Raw genomic sequence first — 20,392 nt, forward strand, 5'->3', positions numbered from 1 at the left:
GCTCCGCTCTCGGTCTGATGCCGGGGATTCTACTCGCGTGGGACCTTCGCCCCTTTTCGGCGCCTCCCGACGCTGTCACCGTGAGGGGGGACGCGAGGGAAGGAGGCCAGCCATGGTCGAAAAAGTGATCGTCGCCATCGACGGCGGGCCCGCCAGCAGGGCCGCCCTCGAGTGGGCCCTCGACCGCGCTCTGGCGGCCGAGCGGCTCCCGTCAGCCTCGGTGAGCCTCGAACTGACGACGGTGGTGGAAATGGGCTGGTCCCCCACCGGGGGGCCGGAGGATGACTTCCAGCCCGCCTACGAACGCGCACTCGCCGAAGCCATCCGCCGGGTCGACCAGGCCGCACCGAACTGCCGCAAGACCGGGTACATCCGCCACGGGGTCCCCACCGATGAACTCGTCCGGGCGTCCGCCGCCGCGGACCTCCTCGTCATCGGCACCAACAAGACGGGGGTGCTCGCCGGAGCGGTCTACGGGACCCTTCCGTTGCGCCTCACCGCCCATGCGAAGTGCCCCGTCATCGTCGTCCCCGCGGTATGGGCGCCACGAACCGGGCCCGTCGTGGTCGGACTGGAAGACGATGCGTTGGCAGCCGGGGCCTTGGACTTCGCCGCCCGCGAGGCCGCTCACTTCGGCCGCCCGCTCAGCATCGTGCATGCCTGGACGATCCCGGCCACGGTGGCGGTCGAATTCGGGGCCGTGATTCCCTATGACGAGTTGCGGCAGGCGCACGCCGAGATCCTCGCCGAACGCGCAGAGCGGGTCCGGGCAGCCAACCCCGACCTCCAGGTCACCGAAGTCCTGGAACAGGGCCTGCCGGCGTTTGTTCTCGTGGAGGCTTCCCGGGACGCCTCCCTGATCGTGGTGGGCACTCACGGCCGCGGCGCCGTCGGCTCCCTCTTCCTCGGATCGGTCAGTCACGACGTCCTACTCAATCTGCCCTGCCCGGTCGCGGTCGTTCCTCGCCCCGACGACGCGGGTGACCGCGACCAGGCGACCGGAAAGGATGCACAGTGAACACCTACTACATCGGGGCAGACGGCTCCGAGCCGAGCCGAGCTGCGATCAGCTGGGGACTGTCCCGGGCAGCCGAGGACGATTCTCCGGCGGTCCTGGTCAACGTCGTCGACGACGAGTGGGGCCTTCTCGGCCCGTCCTATGCGCAGGATGCGGAGCGACACGCCAGTGCCCTGCTGGCCGAGGAGCTCGCCCTGGCGAAGAAGGCTCACCCCAGGCTCGACATCGGCGCCATCATCCTGCACGGCGCGCCGTCCTGGACCCTTGCCGCCCTTCCGCTGGCCGACGACACCCTCATCGTGGGCACCCACAAGACCGGGTTCCTGCGGGGGCGCGTGCTCGGATCCCGCAGCGTGCAGATCGCGGCCGCTGCGCCGTGCACGGTGGCAGTCATCCCGGACACGACGTTCGACACCCGGCGCGGGGTTGTCGTCGGGGTGGACCGGTTCGAGGGTTCGACGTCGGCCGTCATCCGAGGCGCCCGCGAAGCCGACCGGCTCGGCCAGGAGCTCATCCTGGTGCACGCGCCGCCGACACTTTGCACGGGGAAGGCGTCGCCTGAGCTGCCCGAGAGCGCCGACGCCGCGCACCTGCTCCTCAGCGAGGCGGCCGCGGTCGCGAGCGCCACCGCGCCGGGCGTGGTCGTTCGCCGGCGCCTGGTGAACCGCGACCCCGCGGAAGCCCTGCTGGATGCGGGCGCGGGCGCGTCCCTGATCGTGGTCGGCGTGTCCCACCCGCGAGGGGCGACACAGTCGGTGATCGGATCGGTCACCCACGACGTGCTCATGAACATCAACGTTCCCATCCTTATCGCCAGGCCCGCCTGAGCCCCGGCCCCGGACGTCACTCGCTGCGGGTCACACGCTCCGGATCACGGCCACCGGGCAGGGCATGGTCAGCACGATCACGTGGCTGACCGAACCCAGCCAGAAGCGGGCGAATCCGTTCCGGGAATGGTTGCCCACGACGAGCAGGCTCGCACCGGTCGCGGCCGTGACGAGCGCATCGACCGGCAGACCCAGGTCCAGCCGAAGGTCTAACTGCAGGTCGGGGTAGCGTTCGGCCAGTCCTGCGACCGCTTCGGAGAGGACCAGCCGGTCGGCGTCATCCGGTTGCATCGGCCAGTCGATCATGGCGCCCTCCTCGGTCCACGGAGCGGGCACGCTCCAGCAGTACACGGCGGTCAGGCGCTGCCCCAGACGGTCCGCCTGCTCGGCGGCGAACTGGACGGCCGCAAGCGAGGCCTCGGAGCCGTCGACGCCGACAACGACCCCGGTGCCGTCCCGGTTACTTCGTTCGGGAACGATGACGACGGAGCCGGGGGCACGGGCCGCGATCTGCGCGGAACGGGTGCTGAAGACATAGTCCCGAAAGCGCCCGAGCGCATGTGAGCCGATCACCAGCAGTGCAGCGCCTTCTGCCCGGTCGGCCAGCGCCCCGGCCTGCGAACCTGTGAGCACGGTCGCGTGGAGCTTCAGCTCCGGCGCCAGGGGTGCCGCATCCGCGATCTCCCGGGCGAGGTTGCGTTCAGCCTGCTCCCGCGCGGTGTGCTCGTACCCGGCGGCCAGACTCGCCCAGTTCTCGTCGACGACGTGAACCAGCTCGACTGCGAACCGTCTCGGGCGCGCGTAGTCGAGGGCCCAGTGCAGGGCATCCCGGTCCGACGGCTTGCCGCTCATCCCGACCACAACGCGTTCGTCCATGATCTTCTCCATTCCCGTGCACCGGCCTCAATGGTGTCGGGTCAGAACCGAGCCTGACAGGGCCGAAAGTCCCGGTCATCCCGCGGGCCGCTGCAGCAGACCGTCAGTATTCGAACTCGTCGAATTGCGGCGAATCAAGCCCGTCCCCGGTCCACGAAACCCGACCGCTCGCCGTGCCGGACAGCGCTTTGCGGCGCAGGTCATCGGACTTCGCCGATTCCACCAGCTCCTGGTCCACGGCGTCGGCAGTGACACAGACGAGCTGGCTGGATGCGCCAATCAGGAACTGGGCACGACCGGGCAGTCCAGTCTCATCCGCGACCGGGATGTCGATGACGTCGACCTGCCCGCGTGAACTCAAGGCCTCCGCGTAATGCATCACGGCATCCGCGAGTTCGCTTCCGGTGAGGACAGAGCCGCCGGGATGGAAAATGCGCTTCATGGTGACCTCGATAGCTCACGAAAATTACACGTGCAGCCAGGGTCTGGGGCGTGAGTCACACTATAGCCCGGCCGAGGCCGGAAATGCGGGCGTCCCGAGCAGCGGGGCTACAGCGAGAGGGACCGGTTGACGATTCGCTCCGCCACGTCGTTCAGCGGCAGGCCGTTGCTGCGCGCGTGCTGGCGCAGCAGAGCGAAGGCCTCGTCCATGTTGACGGTGTGGGTGAAAGCGACCACACCCTTGGCCTGCTCGATCAGCACCCGGCTGCTGAGGGCGTGCTGCAACTGGGCACGGGCCACGTCGCTCTCCCGGATGGCCCGTTCCTGCAGGATTCCGATCGTGGCGGTGTCGGCCAGAGCCTGGACAGTGCGCAGGTCGTCAGCTCCCAGCCCACCCAGGCGGTCCCAGAAAAGGTTGAGCGAACCGATGGTCGTGGAACGCAGGCGCAGCGGAACCGAGTGCATGGACTTGAATCCGAGCTCGATGGCTCCGGCCCGGAACCGCGTCCAGTCCGGCGAGAGAACCTCGAGGTTGGGAATCGCGACGGGCCTGCCCGTGGTGTAGCACTCGACGCACGGGCCGTTGCCGGCTCGAAGCTGCAGGATCTCGATCAGACGGCTGCACTCGTTGGTCGAGGCCACAACCTCGAGATCGGTGTCGTCACCGGCGGTCAGGATGATTCCGACTGCTGACGCCTCGAAGAGCGTCGCGCACGTCTCAACCAGCGTGTGCAGCAGATCCACCACGTCGTAGCCGACCACCAGGGTGTCGGCCAGAGTGACGAATGTCTCAACCAGCTGACCTTCACGTGACTTGGTCACCATGAACTTATCCTAAGACCCGTCTAATTTAATTCTGAAGTAAAATCAATATTTCGTGCGACCACGTTCTCCGCGACCTCTCGCACCGTTTGACCGTGCGAAAAGGCGTAACCCTGCAGGATGAGAAGCGCGTCCGAGGGTGATACGTCTAATTGGGCCAGCACCATTCCGGTCGCCTGGTGCACGACGCGTCGGGAGTAGCCCCGATCGTCGTCGGCGTCCGGTTTCATCGTATTCGAGAGCAGCACCCGCCGAAGCACCTGCCGGGCCGCGATGCCGACGAGGGTGGTGGCATCCTCGATCTGCCCGAGGGTGAGCGCGCGGGGCATTCGCGAATAGAAGTCGACGGCGCCGATGTCCAGCGAGCCCACCAGCATCGGGAAGGCGAAGATCCCGCCGACTTCGGTGTCGCCGAGAGTGCGCTGGAAGACAGGCCAGTCGAGATTGGCCTCGTGACGGATGTCCGGGGACAGCACCGGCCGACGTGTCGCCCTGGCGTCCCAGCACGGCCCCTCGCCGAGATCGAATTGGATCTCATCGATGCGGGCCGCGGCGGCGTTGCTCGCGCAGATGGTTTCGGTGCCGAACGGCACCCCGAGGGTGGAGATCGCCAGCCCGTCGACGGGCAGCGCCCTGAGGAACGGTGCGCAGAGATTGGTCTGGTGCAGGTGAGCGCTGGTCAGCTCCTCGACCGCGACGCCGAAGGACAGCCGGTCAGACCGAGTCATGACGCCCACCCCCTCGACGCGCTCTGCCCGAAGCGGTCGTGGTGACGGCACCTGCGTGCTCATTCTGGTGCACAGTACCTCACGACCTCTCGCCCCACGGAGGGTTATGGGTGGTTCTTGAGGGGTGGGCCCTACCGGGCTCGAACCGATGACATCCACGGTGTAAACGTGGCGCTCTACCAACTGAGCTAAAGGCCCCTTGAAACGTCGACCTCTGCAGGCCGTGCACCATCATACCGATTCTGCACGGCCGCCGTACGCCAGGGCCGGTCAGGCCGGCTGGAGTTCCTCGATCGCGGCGCGGTACGCCTCCAGCGAGCGAGCCTCACCGGGGGCGGTGATGAAACTGGCCCGGATGATTCCGTCCGGGTCGATCAGGAACGTGGCACGATTCGCAAAGCCCTTATCCTCCAGGAAGACACCGTATTCCTTGGCCACCGCGCCGTGGGGCCAGAAGTCGGCCAGAAGGTCGAAGGTGTACTCCTCCTGCTCTCCCCACGCCCGGAGCGTGTGCCGCGAGTCGACCGAGATCCCGACCACCTCGACGCCACTGGACTCGAACAGGGAGAGGTTGTCTCGCAGTTCGCAGAGCTCACCGCTGCAGATGCCGGAGAACGCGAGCGGGAAAAAGACCAGGGCAACCGACTTCTTCCCGCGGAACCGGCTCAACTGGACCCGCTCGCCGAACTGGTTGACGAGCTCGAAATCGGGAGCCTGGGTGTCGTTCTCCAAAGCCATGCTGCGCTTCCTTTCCTCCGCCCGCGCGAACTTGAGCGGCGGCGACACAGCCTAGCCCCGGTGACTGGGTGAACCAAGAATCGGCCCCGCCCGGCGGCATCCTGCGGCCTGAAAACGACACGCATCGTTCGTGCACGGACCACAGGCATAATCTGTAGGCTTGCGTGGTGCCATCGGTCGTGACCCGACCGTGAAGCGGCGCAGCTATCCCGGCATGATCGGCACCAACACGGTCTGCCCAACAGAGACCAACAGAGAGAGGTCGAGTGTGACTGTCAACGACCAGGACCCGTATTCGGTGAACAGCACGGATGCGGACCCGGAGGAAACGGCCGAATGGTCGGAATCGCTGGACTCGCTCGTATCGGCCCAGGGACACGAGCGCGGTCGCGAGATCATGCTCAGCCTGCTGAAGCGCTCCAAGGAACTGCACCTGGGCGTACCCATGGTGCCGACAACGGACTACATCAACACGATCGCCGATGACGGCGAACCCGACTTCCCCGGCGACGAGGACATCGAACGTCGTTACCGTGCCTGGATCCGCTGGAACGCGGCGGTCCTCGTGCACCGAGCCCAGCGTCCCGGCATCTCCGTCGGCGGGCACATCTCCACCTATGCGTCATCCGCCGCACTCTACGAGGTCGGCTTCAACCACTTCTTCCGCGGCCAGGACCACCCGGGCGGTGGAGACCAGATCTTCATCCAGGGCCATGCCTCCCCCGGCACGTACGCCCGCGCCTTCCTCGAGGGCCGCCTGAGCGCTGACCAGCTCGACGGATTCCGCCAGGAGAAGTCACACGCCCCGAACGGCCTGTCCTCCTACCCGCACCCGCGGCTGATGCCCGAATTCTGGCAGTTCCCGACCGTGTCGATGGGACTCGGCCCGATCAACGCGATCTACCAGGCCCAGACCAACCGGTACCTCACCAATCGCGGGATCAAGGACGCAAGCGACCAGCAGGTCTGGGCGTTCCTCGGCGACGGCGAAATGGACGAGGTCGAGAGCCGCGGACAGCTTCAGGTTGCCGCCAACGAGGGCCTGGACAACCTCAACTTCATCATCAACTGCAACCTCCAGCGCCTCGACGGCCCGGTGCGCGGCAACGGCAAGATCATCCAGGAACTGGAGAGCTTCTTCCGCGGCGCCGGCTGGAACGTGATCAAGGTCGTCTGGGGCCGCGAGTGGGACGACCTCCTCGCCCGCGACTCCGACGGTGCCCTGCGCGCCCTGATGAACGCGACCCCCGACGGGGACTACCAGACTTACAAGGCCGAAAGCGGCGCCTATGTGCGCGAGAACTTCTTCGGCCGCGACCCCCGAACGCTCAAGCTCGTCGAGGGCTACACCGACGATGAAATCTGGAACCTCAAGCGCGGCGGACACGACTACCGCAAGGTCTACGCGGCGTTCAAGGCGGCCTCGGAACACAAGGGACAGCCGACCGTCATCCTCGCGAAGACCGTCAAGGGCTACGCCCTCGGGCCGAGCTTCGAGGGCCGCAATGCGACCCACCAGATGAAGAAGTTCACCCTCGACAACCTCAAGACCTTCCGCGACAGCACCCACATGCCGATCACGGATGCCCAGCTCGAGGAGAACCCGTACCTGCCGCCGTACTTCAAACCGGACGACAACGACGAGGCCATCCAGTACCTGCACGAGCGCCGCCGCGCCCTCGGCGGGTACCTGCCCGAACGTCGCAGCAAGTACACCCAGGTCAACCTGCCCGACGATGCGACCTACGCGCCCACGAAGAAGGGCTCCGGAACGCAGGAGATCGCGACCACGATGGCCTTCGTGCGGCTGCTCAAGGAGCTGCTGCGCGCCAAGGATTTCGGGAACCGCATCGTGCCGATCATCCCGGACGAGGCCCGCACCTTCGGAATCGACGCGTTCTTCCCGAACGCGAAGATCTACAACCCCAACGGCCAGCAGTACACCTCGGTCGACCACGCGCAGCTCCTGGCCTACAAGGAAAGCCCCCAGGGACAGATCCTGCACGTGGGCATCAACGAAGCCGGCGCGATGGCCGCATTCACCAACGTGGGCACCTCGTACGCCACCCAGGGTGAGCCGCTGATCCCGATCTACGTGTTCTACTCCATGTTCGGTTTCCAGCGCACGGGCGACGCCATGTGGGCTGCCGGCGACCAGATGGCCCGCGGGTTCATGATCGGCGCCACCGCCGGACGCACGACCCTGACCGGGGAAGGCCTGCAGCACGCCGACGGGCACTCCCCGTTGCTGGCCTCGACCAACCCGGCCGTCGTGTCGTACGACCCCGCATTCGGTTACGAGATCGGGCATATCGTGCGCTCCGGACTCGAGCGGATGTACGGCGGCACGCACACCGACCCGAACGTCATGTACTACATCACCGTCTATAACGAACCGCAGGTGCAGCCGGCGGAACCCGAGGAGGTGGACGTGGACGGCATCGTGCGCGGCATCCACCGCGTCAATCACTCGCCGATCACCGGGCCGAAGGCCCAGCTGCTCGCGTCGGGCGTGGCCGTGTCCTGGGCGCTCGAAGCACAGAAGCTGCTCGCCGAGGACTGGGGGGTGTCGGCAGATGTCTGGTCGGTCACGTCCTGGGCCGAGCTGCGGCGCGACGGAATCCGGGCCGAGGAGCACAACTTCCTCTACCCGGACAACGAAGCGCTCGTTCCGTATGTGACGGAGAAGCTCGCCGGAGCAGCGGGACCCTTCATCGCGGTCTCCGACTTCATGCACGCCGTGCCTGACCAGATCCGCCAGTTCATCCCCGGCGACTTCGCGACGCTCGGCGCGGACGGCTTCGGCTTCTCCGACACCCGCCCCGCCGCGCGCCGGTTCTTCAAGATCGACGGACCGTCGATGGTGGTGCGCACGCTGCAGCTTCTCGCCAAGCGTGGCGAGATCGACCGGAGCCTGGTCAGCCAGGCCATCGACAGGTACCGGTTGCACGACGTGACCGCCGGAACCACCGGTTCCGCCGGGGGCGAGAGCTAAGCGACCAGTGGCATCGACGCCGAAGACAAAAGAACAAACGCTCACCTGGCTCCGGACCATCTCGGGTGAGCTTTCTACGGCGACGCTGAAACGTCTCGAGGACACGCTGCCCTGGTATGGCGATATGCCGCCGGGGCGGCGGTCCGCGGTGGGGCTGGTCGCCCAGGCCGGGATCACGTCGTTCATCTCCTGGTTCGACGACCCACGGTCCACTCCCTGGATCGCCGCGGACGTCTTCGGCGCGGCCCCCCGCGAACTCCTGCGCTCCATCAGCCTGCAGCAGACGCTGCAGCTGATCAGGGTCACAGTCGAGGTGGTGGAGGAGAGGATCAAGGACGGTGGCGAAATCCTTCGGGAGGCCATCCTCCTGTACTCGAGGGAGATCGCCTTCGGAGCGGCCGATGTGTACGCCAGGGCCGCGGAAGCGCGCGGACTCTGGGACGTGCGACTGGAAGCCCTCGTCGTCGATTCGATCCTGAGCGGCGAATATGACGACGAACTTCCCAGCCGGATCGCCGCTCTGGGCTGGCACGGGCACGGCGAGGTGTGCGTGCTCGTCGGGACGACCCCCAAGATGCTCGACGTCGACCAGTTGCGGCGATCGGCCCGGCACATGGCCGCGGACGTCCTGATCGGCGTGCAGGGCAATCGTCTCGTGCTGGTGATCGGTCGCGCCCATCCCAGACCCGCGGATGCGGAGGAGAACATCGGCACGGCGTCCGCGCTCAGTTTCATGGAAATTGCGGTCCAGCTGGAACCGAGCTTCGGCGCCGGCCACCTGGTGCTCGGCCACGAGGTGCCCAATCTGGTGGACGCCTCCAAGAGCGCCAAGGCTGCCCTCGCCGGCTTCGCCGTGGCGCGGTCCTGGCGCAACGCACCCCGCCCGGTCCAGGCCGACGACCTGCTCCCCGAGCGCGCCCTCGCCGGCGACCCCCTCGCCCGGGCCACCCTGATCCACCGCATCTACCGGCCCCTGCAGGCCCATTCGACCGAGCTGCTCACCACCCTCTGGTGCTACCTCGACAACGGCCGGTCCCTCGAGGCGACCGCCCGGGAACTCTTCGTGCACCCGAACACCGTTCGGTACCGTTTGAAGAGGGTCTCAGAGGTCATCGGTTATGACGCGACCGGGGCCAGAGAAGCGCTTATTCTGCAGGCCGCGCTCATCATCGGTTCGATCAGCGATCACGACGGGTCTACTCGCCGACGGTGAACCGCACGTCGCCGACGGCGAACCGCACCACCCTCAGGACCGCCCGACTGGTGGTTACCGACAAACGTTTCCTGGATAGTTGGTGGAGGATCGACACCCGTTCCGGGAACGGGCTTGGGAGACTGGACGAATGATTGTTGTCGTCTGCCCGGGTCAGGGCTCGCAAACCCCCGGATTCCTCGAACCCTGGCTGGCGGACCCCGCTTTCGCCGCCGGCCTGGCCGAGATCTCCGACGTATGCGGGATCGACCTCGTGCGCCACGGCACGGTCAGCGACGCCGACACGATCCGAGACACCCGAATCGCCCAGCCGCTGATCGTGGCCGCCGGCCTCCTCACCCTGGACGCGATCCTGGTCGACGGACGCCGGGATCGGATCAGTGGGATCGCCGGCCACTCCGTCGGTGAGATCACGGCCGCGGCCGGCGCGGGCATCCTCACCGCCGCGGACGCTGTGCGGTTCGTGCGGGAGCGCGGAAACGCTATGGCCGAGGCCGCCGCACTGGAACCCTCCGGCATGAGCGCCGTCATCGGCGCGGACGAGACGGAGCTCCTCACCCGCCTCGACGAACTCGGACTCGCCCCCGCCAACTTCAACGGCGGCGGACAGATCGTCGTGGCCGGATCCCCCGACGCCCTGGCCGCCCTCGGGCAGAACCCGCCGACCCGGGCCAGGGTCATTCCTCTCCAGGTCGCCGGCGCATTCCACACCCGTTACATGCAGCCCGCCGTGGAGCACCTCACCCGGGTAGCGGCGGCGCTGCCCGCCACTGATCCGACCCTGCCGATTTGGACCAACCGGGACGGCACCTCCGTCTCCAGCGGCGCTCGATTCGTCGACTTGCTGGTTCATCAGGTCTCGTCGCCGGTACGCTGGGACCTGTGCATGCAGTCGTTCGCGGCTGCCGGTGTCACCGGAATCATCGAGCTCGCGCCGGCCGGCGCCCTCGTGGGGCTCGCGAAACGTGCACTCAAGGGTGTACCCAGCGTCGCCATCAAGACGCCGGACGACCTGCCTGCTGCATTCGACCTGATCGACCAGCAGAACCAAGCCTGACCGAAAGAGACTATGTCCAAGCCAACACTCCAGCAGTCGCACGGCCCCCAGTTCACCCGGATCCTCTCAGTCGGCGCCGCGCGTGGGGATCTCCTCGTTCCCAATGACGCCCTGGTCGGACCGATCGATTCCTCCGATGAGTGGATCCAACAGCGCACGGGCATCGTCACCCGCACCCGGGCCAGCCAGTCCGTCGAGGCGGTCGACCTGGCCGCGGATGCCGCCCGCGAGGCCATCGAGAAGTCCGGCATTGCGCCGAACCTGATCGACGCCGTCATCGTGGCCACCATCAGCAACGGGCGCCAGACGCCCTCCATCGCCGCCGTGGTCGCCGACCGGGTCGGCGCCAACCCGGCCGCGGCGTATGACATCAACGCGGCCTGTGCGGGATACGCCTACGCCGTAGCGCAGGCCGACGCCCTGATCCGTACGGGGGCCGCCCACTACGCTCTGGTCATCGGCGCGGAGAAGCTGTCCGACCTCGTCGACCCGACCGATCGCAGCATCTCCTTCCTGCTCGGCGACGGCGCCGGCGCGGTCGTCATCGGTCCCAGCGACTACCCCGGAATCGCTCCCACAGTGTGGGGATCCGACGGCTCCAAGGCCGACGCCATCACCATGAACGCCACTCTTCAGGAGTATCGTCGCGGCGAGGCCGAGTGGCCCACCCTGCGCCAGGAGGGTCAGACCGTCTTCCGTTGGGCCGTCTGGGATATGGCCAAGGTGGCGAAGAAGGCACTGGAGGTCGCCGGCATCGAGAGCAGCCAGCTCGCCGCGTTCATCCCCCACCAGGCGAATATGCGCATCATCGACGAGTTCGCCAAGCAGCTCAAGCTTCCGGAATCCGTCGTCATCGCCCGTGACGTCGCGACCACCGGGAACACGTCCTCGGCGTCGATCCCGCTGGCCACCCACCGCCTGCTCGCGGAGCACCCTGAGCTCAGCGGCGGCCTCGCCCTCCAGATCGGCTTCGGGGCCGGTCTGGTGTTCGGCGCGCAGGTCGTCGTGCTTCCCTAGATTTCACCCATCCCCCTCTAAACTGAGTCTCGGTCATACGAGACACCCCCAAGGAGAAAAAAATGGCATTGTCCACCGAAGAAGTTCTTGCCGGCCTGGCCGAACTCATTAACGACGAGACGGGCATCGCAGCCGACACGGTTGAGCTGGGGAAGTCGTTCACCGACGACCTGGACATCGATTCCATCTCGATGATGACCATCGTCGTCAACGCTGAAGAGAAGTTCGACGTCAAGATCCCCGATGAAGAGGTCAAGAACCTCAAGACCGTCGGCAACGCCGTCGATTTCATCGTCAAGGCGCAGGTCTAGCCCTCACCGAACAGGGCCATCACGGATCAGGCCGGCCGGCAACTGCCGACCGGCCTGATCTGTGTGACCTGTCCTCGTTTTTTCGTCTCACGGAGAGTTAACGTTATGACCAAAAAGATCGTTATCACCGGCATCGGTGCGACCTCCCCGCTCGGCGGCACGGCCGCCGACAGCTGGACCGCCCTGCTCGCCGGCGAATCGGGTACGAGCACGCTGGACCACGAATGGGTGGCCCGCACTCAGCTCCCCGTGACTTTCGCCGCCCAGGCCCGGGTCTCCGCGGCCGATGTGCTCGCCCGGCACGAGTCGAAGCGTCTCGATCCCTCCAGCCAGTTCGCACTGATCGCCGGCCGTGAGGCCTGGGCGGACGCCGGTTCCCCCGAGGCCGACCCCGAACGACTGGCCGTCGACTGGGCGACCGGCATCGGCGGAGTCTGGACGCTCCTCGACGCCTGGGACACCCTCCGCGAACGCGGTCCCCGCCGTGTCCTGCCGATGACCGTGCCCATGCTCATGCCCAATGGCCCCGGAGCCGCGATCGGGATGGACCTGCATGCGCGGGCCGGCATCACGACCGTCGTCTCCGCCTGTGCCTCGAGCACCGAGTCACTCGTGAACGCCTACAACCGCCTCCAGGCCGGACTCGCCGACATCGTGATCGCCGGTGGCTCCGAAGCCGCGATCCACCCGCTGCCGATCGCATCCTTCGCGGCCATGCAGGCCCTCTCCAAGCGCAACGACGACCCGGCCACGGCGTCCCGCCCCTACGACATCAGCCGGGATGGTTTCGTGCTGGGTGAAGGGGCAGCGGCCCTCGTTGTCGAAACGGAAGAGCACGCGAAGGCTCGCGGCGCCCGCATCTACGCCGAGCTCCTCGGCGGCGCCGTGACCAGCGACGCGTACCACATCACCGCTCCGGACCCCGAAGGAACGGCCGCGGCCCGCGCCATGATCACGGCAATCCGCAACGCCGGAGCAAGCCTCTCCGACGTGGTCCACATCAACGCCCACGCGACCAGCACCCCGGTCGGCGACATCGCGGAGTACAACGCACTCCGGCGTGTCTTCGGCGACCTGCTCGAGGGCATCCCGGTGTCGGCGACCAAGGCATCCACCGGTCACCTCCTCGGTGGTGCCGGCGCGATCGAGGCCCTGTTCACGGTTCTGGCCCTGTCCGAGCGCACCCTGCCGCCGACGATCAACCTGCAGAATCAGGATCCGAACATCCCGCTCGACGTGGTGACGAGTCCGCGGGCCCTTCCGGCGGGCGACCTGCTCGCCATCAGCAATTCCTTCGGGTTCGGCGGTCACAACGCCGTCGTCGCCTTCCGCTCGGCGTAACGCCGCGGCGGAAACGGTCCCCGAACGAGAACGGCCCCGCCGGGTATCCGGCCGGGGTCGTTCTCATTGTGTCCCGGGTGTCAGCCGACCTGGTGCAGCCAGACCACGGCGTTGAAATCGCTCGCGTGGCGAAACGGCTCCAGCTCGTCGTCCCACGCCTGTCCCAGGGCCAGCCGCAGCTCCCGGTGCAGTGCGAGAGCGTTGGCCCCGGCCAGCTCCATCGCGTTGCGCAGCCGGTCCTCCGGGATCACGACGTTGCCTGCGGTATCCGTCTGGGCGAAAAAGATGCCGAGGCCGGGCGTGTGCAACCATCGACCACCATCCGTGCCGAATCCCGCATCCTCGGTCACCTCGTACCGCAGGTGATCCCAGCCACGGAGGGCGGAAGCGAGCACGGCCCCGGTGCCGCGCGTACCTTCCCACTGGAATTCCGCGCGCTGGGCGCCGGGAAGAACGGGCTGGTCGCTCCAGTCGAAATTGACCGCCAGCCCCAGCGCTCGACCGACTGCCCACTCCACGTGGGGACTCAGCGCCCGCGGCGCCGAGTGCACATAAAGAACTCCCCGCGCAGTCGTCGCCTGCCGAGCCTGGGTTGCCGCCATCGTTTTTCTCCGTTCTGTGAGATGCGTCTTCCCCAACGACCTCTGAACGAAGCACTGCCGAATGATTCAATGCCTGAATGAAACAATGCAGCGGATGCGTGAATCTATCCGGCCGAGGACCCTCGGGGCCTGCAACCGATAGCTGAATTATGCCTCAGGCACCCGGGAGATGACAAGACCGGCCGCGAGACGCCGTGCACGGTCGGATATACTGAGTAAGGTTTTCAACCGATTCGGAGGTCCCATGTCCGTACGTTGCGGCTTGCTGGCTATCCTCACGATCGGCCCGGCCTACGGTTTCCAGTTGCACGGCGAGCTGGGGTCCAGAACGGGCGGGCGCCGACACGTCAACGTCGGACAGATCTACGCGACCCTCGACCGCCTCCTGAAGCAGGGGGCCATCGAATCGGCCGGCGCCACTCCGGACGGGCTACCGCTTTACCGCAATACGGCCCTCGGTCGGAGCGAGGCCCTGGCCTGGCTGCACGACACCGACAGCGCGAGCGGCGAGGAGTGGAACGACCTGGTCGACCGGGTGCTGATCGCGTCCTCCCTCCCCCACTCGGATGCCCGGGACATCATCGCCAGTTACCGGGATCGGTGGCGATCCGGAATCGACTCCGGCGCTGTCGGCCGCGACTCGGACCCGCAGTCAGGCACCGGGCAGGATCGCCTGGCAGTGCGGGCGCAACACGCCCTGGCCTGCGCGGCGCTGTCCTGGCTCGATGAAGCCGACGCACGCCTCGGCGACGGCCCCGCGGACGCGTTCCGGCACGGGCTCAGTACCGCCCGGCCCAGACGAGGGCGCCGCCCTGCTGCTGCCCCGGTCTGACCCAACGCACCGGGTCACTTGGCCTCGGCATAACTGTCGACCGCCGCGACCGTGAGCAGGAAGTCGACCGGGAAGTCGCCGAACAGGTGACGGCCGGCCGTTGCCGCAGCGCGGCTCACGATCCGTTGGACATCGTCGGCCAGGTGCTCCGGCGTGTGCACGATGACCTCGTCGTGCAGGAAGAACACGAGGTGCGGGGACTCGGCGAAGACCGGGCCCCGCGCCTGGCCCGGTTGGAGCAGACGGAGTTCCCGCCGGATCTCAGCCATCCAGCAAAGCGCCCATTCCGCCGCGCTCCCCTGCACGATGAAATTGCGGGTGAACCGACCCCAGTCACGGGCCTGGCTGCGGGCGCGGCGTTCGTCGGCATCCGTTGCCCCGGGGTGATAGGCCTGGGCCTGGGCGGCGAGCCAGCGTTCACCGGGGCGAGGCGAGGACCGCCCGAGCCGGGTGGAGACCACGTCACCGCGCTCGCCCGCGCGGGCGGCCGTTTCGGTGAGTTCGATCGCCCGTGGGTAGGCCTTCTTCAATTGCGGGAGCAGCCGCCCGCTTTCCCCGGTGGTCGCTCCGTACATGGCGCCCAGCATGGCCACCTTGGCGTGGTCCCGGGTTTCGACCACACCGCTGGACACGATCCCGGCATAGAGGTCGGCGCCCCGGCCCGCCGTTGCCATGGCGGTGTCCCGGGAGAGCGCAGCGAGGATGCGCGGTTCCAGCTGGGCGGCATCCGCCACGACGAGTTTCCAGCCCTCATCGGCCACGACCGCACCGCGAACCTGTTTGGGCAATTGCAGGGCGCCGCCGCCCCGGGTCGCCCAGCGCCCGGTCACCACGCCGCCCGGGATGTACTCAGGGTGGAAGCGGCCCTCGACGATCCGGGTGTCCATCCAGTACCAACCGTTGGCGCTCAGCAGGCGGGCCAGCTTCTTGTAGTCGAGCAACGGAGCGATCACCGGATGTTGCAGCTTCTGCAGTTCCCAGGCGCGGGTCGACGAGACCTCCAGTCCGACCCGCAGGAGCGCGCGCATCAGGTCCGGCTGCGAATCCGGGTTCAAGTGGGGGTCGCCCAGCTCCCGGCGGATGACCTGCGCGAGTTCCTCCAGGCGTTCCGGCCGGATTCCCGGGGCGACGCGCGGGCCCAGTTCGCGGGTCAGCAGCCGATCGTGGATGTCCGTTCGCCAGGGCAGCCCCGCGAACTGCATTTCCGCCGCGATCAGCGCCCCGGCCGATTCCGCCGCCAATAGGAGGCGGAGACGGCCCGGGTCGGCGGCGGCGGCGACCGCCTCCAACTGGCGCCGGAACTCCTCCGGCAAGTCGTCGTGCGAGGCGTCGTCGTCGACGATGAGGTCGAAGAGCGTCGATCCCGGCTCCGCGGCCTCGGGTTCGAAGGCCGGCGCCCGATCCCACCGGCTCGGCTCCGCCCGGGCCAGCTCGCTCGAATCGGTCGCGGCCGCCAGCCGCAGGATCGCGTGGCACAGGCGCAGGTCATGGCCGCGCTGTACCCTCACCCCGCCGGCGAGCAGCAGGGGGTAGATGCGGGACGTGTCCTCGAACACCCAGCGCGGGAAGGATGATGACTCCTGCCGGAGGGCGAACCGGGGAAATTCGTGCTCGGCGAGCCGGGTGGCCGGTTCGACGAGCCGGCCCCGGGCGTCGAGGTGCCGGACGAGGATCTCGCCGTTGGCCGTTCGACTCGCCAGAAGGTGCACCCTTCCATTCTGCCGTGCGGATCAGACGTCCCCGGTTGCCGTTTCGTCGCGCCGGGCCCAAGCCTCCCGGAGCAACTGCACGGTCTCGTCATCGGAGAGCTGGTGGAAATCCCGGTAGAACGGGCCGATCGCCCAGAAGTCCCGGGGTGTCTGCAGCACGATCATCTCGTCCGCGTACCGCAGCATGTCGGCGATGGAATCCGCGGGAGCGACCGGGACGGCGAGCACCGCCAGCCGGGCCCCCTGGCGTTTCACTGCGGAGAGCGCGGCCTTGGCGGTTGCTCCCGTCGCGAGTCCGTCGTCAACGATCACCGCCACCCGCCCGGCCGGGCTGATCTGCGGCCGGTCGCCCAGGTAACGGATGCGACGGCGCTCGATTTCCGCCAGTTCCCGGCTTCTGGCGCGGCTGAGGCCCGCCGCATCGCCCCCGGTGGCGGCGAAGACGTCCTCGTTGAGGATGGTCTGCCTGTCGACGCCGTCGACCACCGCTCCCATCGCCACCTCCGGGTAGCCCGGCGCCCCGATCTTGCGCACCAGCACGAGATCCAGCGGTGCGTGCAGGCGCCGGGCAACCTCGACCGCGACCGGGACCCCGCCCCGCGGCAGGGCGTAGACGACGGGGTCGGACAGCGCGGGGTCTGACCGGCGCAGTTCGGCCAGGCGTTCCGCGACCCGGTCTGCCAGCAGCCGGCCGGCCTCGCTCCGATCCGTGAACATCCGGCTCCCGTCCGCTCCCGGTCTGGGCTCTTCTCTGGGAGATTCTGCCGTCCGGTCCTCCGTTTGTCGAGGCCCTCGGGTCGGACGGATCAAACCCCTGCGGAGGCCCGATGCAGAACAACATGCCGCTCAAGTACCTGCAGGCCCGGCACGGAGAAGTCGCCCCCGGCTATTTGCACCCGCGCTTCGAGCCGATCCTGCGGGAGACCAGGGGCGTCGTTATTTTCCACGAACAGGTGATGCGCCTGTTCGACGAACTCACCGGCTGCGGCCTGGGAAAAGCGGATGTCTTGCAGCGTCATCTCGGCAGACCAAGGGACCTGCCCCGAATCGAGGAGTTCGTGCGGCGCCGCGCCCTCGAACGCGGCTTCCCGCCCGCCTTGATCGCCCAGGTCTGGCGGGTGCTCGCCGGCTTCGGCAGTTTCGGATTCGCCAAGGCTCACGGGGCCGCCTTCGCCCTCCCGACCTATCAGTCGGCCTGGCTGAAAACCCACTACCCGGCCGAGTTCCTGGCCGGGCTCCTCACGCACGACCCCGGCATGTGGCCGAAGGACCTGATCGTGGCCGAGGCGAGAAACCTCGGCGTTCCCGTGCTGGGTCTCGATGTGCAGACCAGCGGGCTGGAATACCGGGTGGAGGAACTCGTCGACGGGAGTCTGGGCATCCGTCTGGCCCTGCCGGAGCTGGTCGGCAGCAGCGAGGCGGAGCGGGCGCGGATTGCCCGGCACCAGCCGTTCACCTCGCTGCAGGATTTCCGGAACCGGGTGCACCCCCGCAAGCGGACCTTCGAGGCCCTCGCCCGGGTCGGCGCTCCGGGACTGTTTCGTTGGCTATGACCTCGACCGCCGGCACCAGCTCCTCGCCCACGTTCAGGGGCTGCAGGGCCGGGCGGTGCACATCGACGATGACCAGCTCGCGTTCGACGTGGACCTGCCCCTGCCCGAGTCCGGCGGCGGGGTCACCTCACTCGACCTTTACGGCCGCACCCAGTCCGATCTGGAGCTCCGAGACCTGCACCTCTCGGTCAGCAGCCATCAGATGGCGCGCTTCCACCCGCTCTTCGGGAAGCTCGGCGTGACACCGGCCGCGCAGCTCAGTTCACTCCCCGGGGGTACCGAGGTGCTGGTCGCCGGGGTGCGGCGGGCGACGAACACTCCCCCGATGCGGCGCGGACGCCGGGTCGTCTTCGTCAGCCTCGACGACGGCAGCGGGCCGGTCGCCAACGTGGTCTTCTTCCACAACGCCCAGGAGCGCGTCGGCGGGCGGGTCTTCGCGACCCACTACCTGCTCGTGCGGGGCCGAACTCGCCGCTCCGGCGCCAAAGGGGTGTCCGTCACGGGCGAGAACCCGTGGGACCTGCTCGCGGTGGCCCGGCAGTCGGAACTGCGGCCAGCCGCGGACCACGCGGCGCCGGATGTTCCCCCGAAGCCCCTGGCACATCACCGGAAGCGGGCGTAGCCGCCCCGCGGCTCACGGTCAGGCTGCTCGGGCCAGACTGTCAGCCCGGGCCGATCAGTGCCAGGGTCAGTACCAGTTGTTGGCTTCGGAGTGTGCCCACGCCGAGCACGGCGAACCGTAGCTGCCGCTGATGTAGCCGAGACCCCAGGCGATCTGGGTGGTGGCGTTGGTGGCCCAGTCGGAGCCGGTCGTGGCCATCTTGCTGCCGGGAAGTGCCTGCGGGATGCCGGTCGCCCCGCTGGGGTTGTACGCCGTGTACGACCAGCCGGACTCGCGCTCCCAGAGCTGGTTCAGGCAGGAGAACTCCGAGTCGCCCCAGCCGTAGTTCGAGGCGGCCATCGCGCGGGCGGTGGCGCGGGCGGCATCGGGCGAGTTGCCCCCGCTTGGGGACGGCGCGGGTGCCGGAGCGACCTGGCTGGCCTTCGCGGCCTCCGCAGCTGCGGCCTGCGCCGCCACGGCCCTGGCCTGCTCGGCAGCGGCAGCGGCAGCTGCCGCTGCCTCCGCCGCGGCGGATGCGGCAGCGCGGTCGACCTCGGCCACGGCCGACTGGGCCGCCGCGGTCTCTGACTTGGTTTGCAGAGTCAGCGAGATGACGGCATCCGTCTCCAGCTCCTCATAGTTTCCGAGAGAGGCCACGGAAGAAGCCAGCGGGGTGGCGTCGACCTTGTTCGCCATGGTGGCGATCACGCCGGTGGCCGCGCTGATGGTGGATTCGGCGCGGTGGTCGGCGGTCGACTTGGCGATGGCCGAGTAAACCGAGAGCTGACCGTGGCGAACGCCCGTGCTCTCGGAGAGCACCCGCGTTTCCGCGATACTCTCGGCGCTGGCCGCCGAGGAATGGGCGACGGCCGTGGTGCCGACCCCCGCCACGAGCCCGGCGATGCCGAGGACGGAGCCGGCGACGATCAAACGGGTTCTGGTTCGGGTGCGCTTTCGAGCTGTGGAGATTTCCCTGCGGCGGGACTGGGGGTGGAGCGGGGGGAGGGTAAGCATGACTTCCTGCGATGCGCCCGGGGCAGGGGGTGCACCCGCCGCATCTGGATCAGTGGAACCGCGACCGTGTACAGCCGGGCGAACGAAGGTGCAAGCATGTCGGGGATTTCTGGATGAAACCTCATTTTTACCTGTCAAACCCCTGCACGGGGCGCTTATCAGAGTGGCGCCCAGAGAGCGGATTCACCCCGTTGAGGTACCCATTGGCGCGTCGAAACTGACCATGCCAGTCCGGCCGACCCTACGTCTATTTACTCGCTGACCCCAACTTGTACTGGAGGAACGTTGGGTTCCGGCCGGCATATGCCCGGGCGTCGATGAATGCGGGCCCTGAGATCCTTACACCGGTTTGCGCTTCTTAGCTAGGACTTGACTGAGACTTTCACGGAACCTGTACTTCTGACGCTTACGACCCGGCGCGATGAACGCAGACGCCCCTCAAGAGGTTGATCTGGTGGCCGCCGTCCCGGAATTTGTCAAGGTGAATGAGGCCAGCGTGAGTTTAGGCGGCTAGTTTTGCTTCCTGTTCCTTCTCTTCTTGCTCGGCTGGTTTGTTGATCCAGGTGGTGCCGGGCAGGGCGAGGATCTTCGGGTCGGCCGTGGTGCCGAATCGTTCCGGGTTCTGGGCGCGTGCGGCGGCCAAGGTCGCTGACCGGTCGATGGCCTTGCCGGCCGCGAGGCCGTAGTGGACGTCCGC

20 protein-coding genes, 1 tRNA gene and 1 pseudogene are annotated in these 20,392 nt (G+C 67.8%); 11 read left to right on the forward strand and 11 right to left on the reverse strand.

Annotated elements, in window-relative coordinates; translation table 11 throughout:
• The first annotated feature begins 112 nt into the window (after window positions 1-112).
• Entirely contained in the window at window positions 113-1,018 is a 906-nt protein-coding gene (locus E3T37_RS00525; protein WP_160140996.1) for a universal stress protein, read from the forward strand.
• Entirely contained in the window at window positions 1,015-1,845 is an 831-nt protein-coding gene (locus E3T37_RS00530) for a universal stress protein (RefSeq protein WP_134364908.1), read from the forward strand. The genes E3T37_RS00525 and E3T37_RS00530 overlap by 4 nt, the downstream gene beginning before the upstream one ends.
• Before the next feature lie 30 nt (window positions 1,846-1,875).
• On the opposite strand, the gene E3T37_RS00535 is transcribed toward E3T37_RS00530, so the two are convergent.
• From E3T37_RS00535 to E3T37_RS00560, 6 genes are all read right to left on the reverse strand, one after another.
• On the reverse strand, window positions 1,876-2,721 hold the full coding sequence (locus tag E3T37_RS00535; RefSeq protein ID WP_160140995.1) for a universal stress protein: 846 nt from the start codon (window positions 2,719-2,721) through the stop codon (window positions 1,876-1,878).
• 103 nt (window positions 2,722-2,824) lie between these two features.
• A complete protein-coding gene (locus tag E3T37_RS00540; protein WP_134364910.1) occupies window positions 2,825-3,163 on the reverse strand; it encodes a hypothetical protein in 339 nt (112 codons plus the stop codon).
• Between the two features lie 107 nt (window positions 3,164-3,270).
• Window positions 3,271-3,987: a GAF and ANTAR domain-containing protein gene (locus tag E3T37_RS00545; protein ID WP_134364911.1), complete on the reverse strand. Its 717-nt coding sequence runs from the start codon at window positions 3,985-3,987 to the stop codon at window positions 3,271-3,273.
• Between the two features lie 20 nt (window positions 3,988-4,007).
• Window positions 4,008-4,712 (reverse strand): GAF and ANTAR domain-containing protein, encoded by a 705-nt coding sequence (locus E3T37_RS00550; protein WP_160140994.1) that lies wholly within the window; start codon window positions 4,710-4,712, stop codon window positions 4,008-4,010.
• Between the two features lie 125 nt (window positions 4,713-4,837).
• A tRNA-Val gene (locus tag E3T37_RS00555) sits at window positions 4,838-4,910 on the reverse strand.
• 72 nt (window positions 4,911-4,982) lie between these two features.
• Window positions 4,983-5,450: a peroxiredoxin gene (locus E3T37_RS00560; RefSeq protein WP_134364913.1), complete on the reverse strand. Its 468-nt coding sequence runs from the start codon at window positions 5,448-5,450 to the stop codon at window positions 4,983-4,985.
• Window positions 5,451-5,718: 268 nt separating this feature from the next.
• On the opposite strand from E3T37_RS00560, the gene aceE reads away from it, so the two are divergent.
• The 6 genes from aceE (at window position 5,719) to E3T37_RS00590 (ending at window position 13,384) form a co-directional block, all read left to right on the forward strand.
• Window positions 5,719-8,445, forward strand: coding sequence for a pyruvate dehydrogenase (acetyl-transferring), homodimeric type (aceE, locus tag E3T37_RS00565; protein ID WP_134364914.1), 2,727 nt, complete (start codon window positions 5,719-5,721; stop codon window positions 8,443-8,445).
• A 7-nt stretch (window positions 8,446-8,452) separates the two neighbouring features.
• Window positions 8,453-9,658 (forward strand): CdaR family transcriptional regulator, encoded by a 1,206-nt coding sequence (locus E3T37_RS00570; RefSeq protein WP_134364915.1) that lies wholly within the window; start codon window positions 8,453-8,455, stop codon window positions 9,656-9,658.
• Window positions 9,659-9,788: 130 nt separating this feature from the next.
• Entirely contained in the window at window positions 9,789-10,715 is a 927-nt protein-coding gene (locus E3T37_RS00575; RefSeq protein ID WP_134364916.1) for an ACP S-malonyltransferase, read from the forward strand.
• A gap of 12 nt (window positions 10,716-10,727) precedes the next feature.
• Complete coding sequence (locus E3T37_RS00580) at window positions 10,728-11,732, forward strand: beta-ketoacyl-ACP synthase III (protein ID WP_134364917.1); 1,005 nt, start codon at window positions 10,728-10,730, stop codon at window positions 11,730-11,732.
• Between the two features lie 62 nt (window positions 11,733-11,794).
• Window positions 11,795-12,043: an acyl carrier protein gene (locus E3T37_RS00585; protein ID WP_134364918.1), complete on the forward strand. Its 249-nt coding sequence runs from the start codon at window positions 11,795-11,797 to the stop codon at window positions 12,041-12,043.
• Between the two features lie 105 nt (window positions 12,044-12,148).
• On the forward strand, window positions 12,149-13,384 hold the full coding sequence (locus tag E3T37_RS00590; protein WP_134364919.1) for a beta-ketoacyl synthase: 1,236 nt from the start codon (window positions 12,149-12,151) through the stop codon (window positions 13,382-13,384).
• 80 nt (window positions 13,385-13,464) lie between these two features.
• Here E3T37_RS00590 and E3T37_RS00595 read toward each other — a convergent pair whose 3' ends face one another.
• Window positions 13,465-13,986 (reverse strand): DUF3145 domain-containing protein, encoded by a 522-nt coding sequence (locus E3T37_RS00595; protein ID WP_134364920.1) that lies wholly within the window; start codon window positions 13,984-13,986, stop codon window positions 13,465-13,467.
• 244 nt (window positions 13,987-14,230) lie between these two features.
• On the opposite strand from E3T37_RS00595, the gene E3T37_RS00600 reads away from it, so the two are divergent.
• Window positions 14,231-14,818 carry a PadR family transcriptional regulator gene (locus E3T37_RS00600; RefSeq protein ID WP_166806048.1) on the forward strand — a complete coding sequence of 196 codons (588 nt, stop codon included), beginning with the start codon at window positions 14,231-14,233 and terminating at the stop codon, window positions 14,816-14,818.
• A 14-nt stretch (window positions 14,819-14,832) separates the two neighbouring features.
• Here the strand turns inward: E3T37_RS00600 and E3T37_RS00605 are convergent, their stop codons facing one another.
• Together E3T37_RS00605 and E3T37_RS00610 are read right to left on the reverse strand one after the other, a co-directional pair.
• On the reverse strand, window positions 14,833-16,527 hold the full coding sequence (locus E3T37_RS00605; protein ID WP_134364922.1) for a bifunctional 3'-5' exonuclease/DNA polymerase: 1,695 nt from the start codon (window positions 16,525-16,527) through the stop codon (window positions 14,833-14,835).
• Window positions 16,528-16,548: 21 nt separating this feature from the next.
• Window positions 16,549-17,244, reverse strand: a complete 696-nt coding sequence (locus E3T37_RS00610; protein ID WP_134364923.1) for a phosphoribosyltransferase — start codon at window positions 17,242-17,244, stop codon at window positions 16,549-16,551.
• A gap of 110 nt (window positions 17,245-17,354) precedes the next feature.
• Between E3T37_RS00610 and E3T37_RS00615 the strand changes: the two genes are divergently transcribed.
• On the forward strand, window positions 17,355-18,080 hold the full coding sequence (locus tag E3T37_RS00615) for a hypothetical protein (protein ID WP_134364924.1): 726 nt from the start codon (window positions 17,355-17,357) through the stop codon (window positions 18,078-18,080).
• A 55-nt stretch (window positions 18,081-18,135) separates the two neighbouring features.
• A complete protein-coding gene (locus E3T37_RS00620) occupies window positions 18,136-18,702 on the forward strand; it encodes a hypothetical protein (protein WP_134364925.1) in 567 nt (188 codons plus the stop codon).
• 66 nt (window positions 18,703-18,768) lie between these two features.
• Here the strand turns inward: E3T37_RS00620 and E3T37_RS00625 are convergent, their stop codons facing one another.
• Together E3T37_RS00625 and E3T37_RS16615 are read right to left on the reverse strand one after the other, a co-directional pair.
• Entirely contained in the window at window positions 18,769-19,611 is an 843-nt protein-coding gene (locus tag E3T37_RS00625) for a hypothetical protein (RefSeq protein WP_134364926.1), read from the reverse strand.
• Between the two features lie 586 nt (window positions 19,612-20,197).
• A pseudogene (locus tag E3T37_RS16615) lies at window positions 20,198-20,392 on the reverse strand (hypothetical protein); the annotation flags it as partial.

The organism is Cryobacterium sp. TMT2-10 (genome assembly GCF_004403075.1).
In the GTDB taxonomy this organism is placed as follows: Bacteria; Actinomycetota; Actinomycetes; order Actinomycetales; family Microbacteriaceae; genus Cryobacterium; species Cryobacterium shii.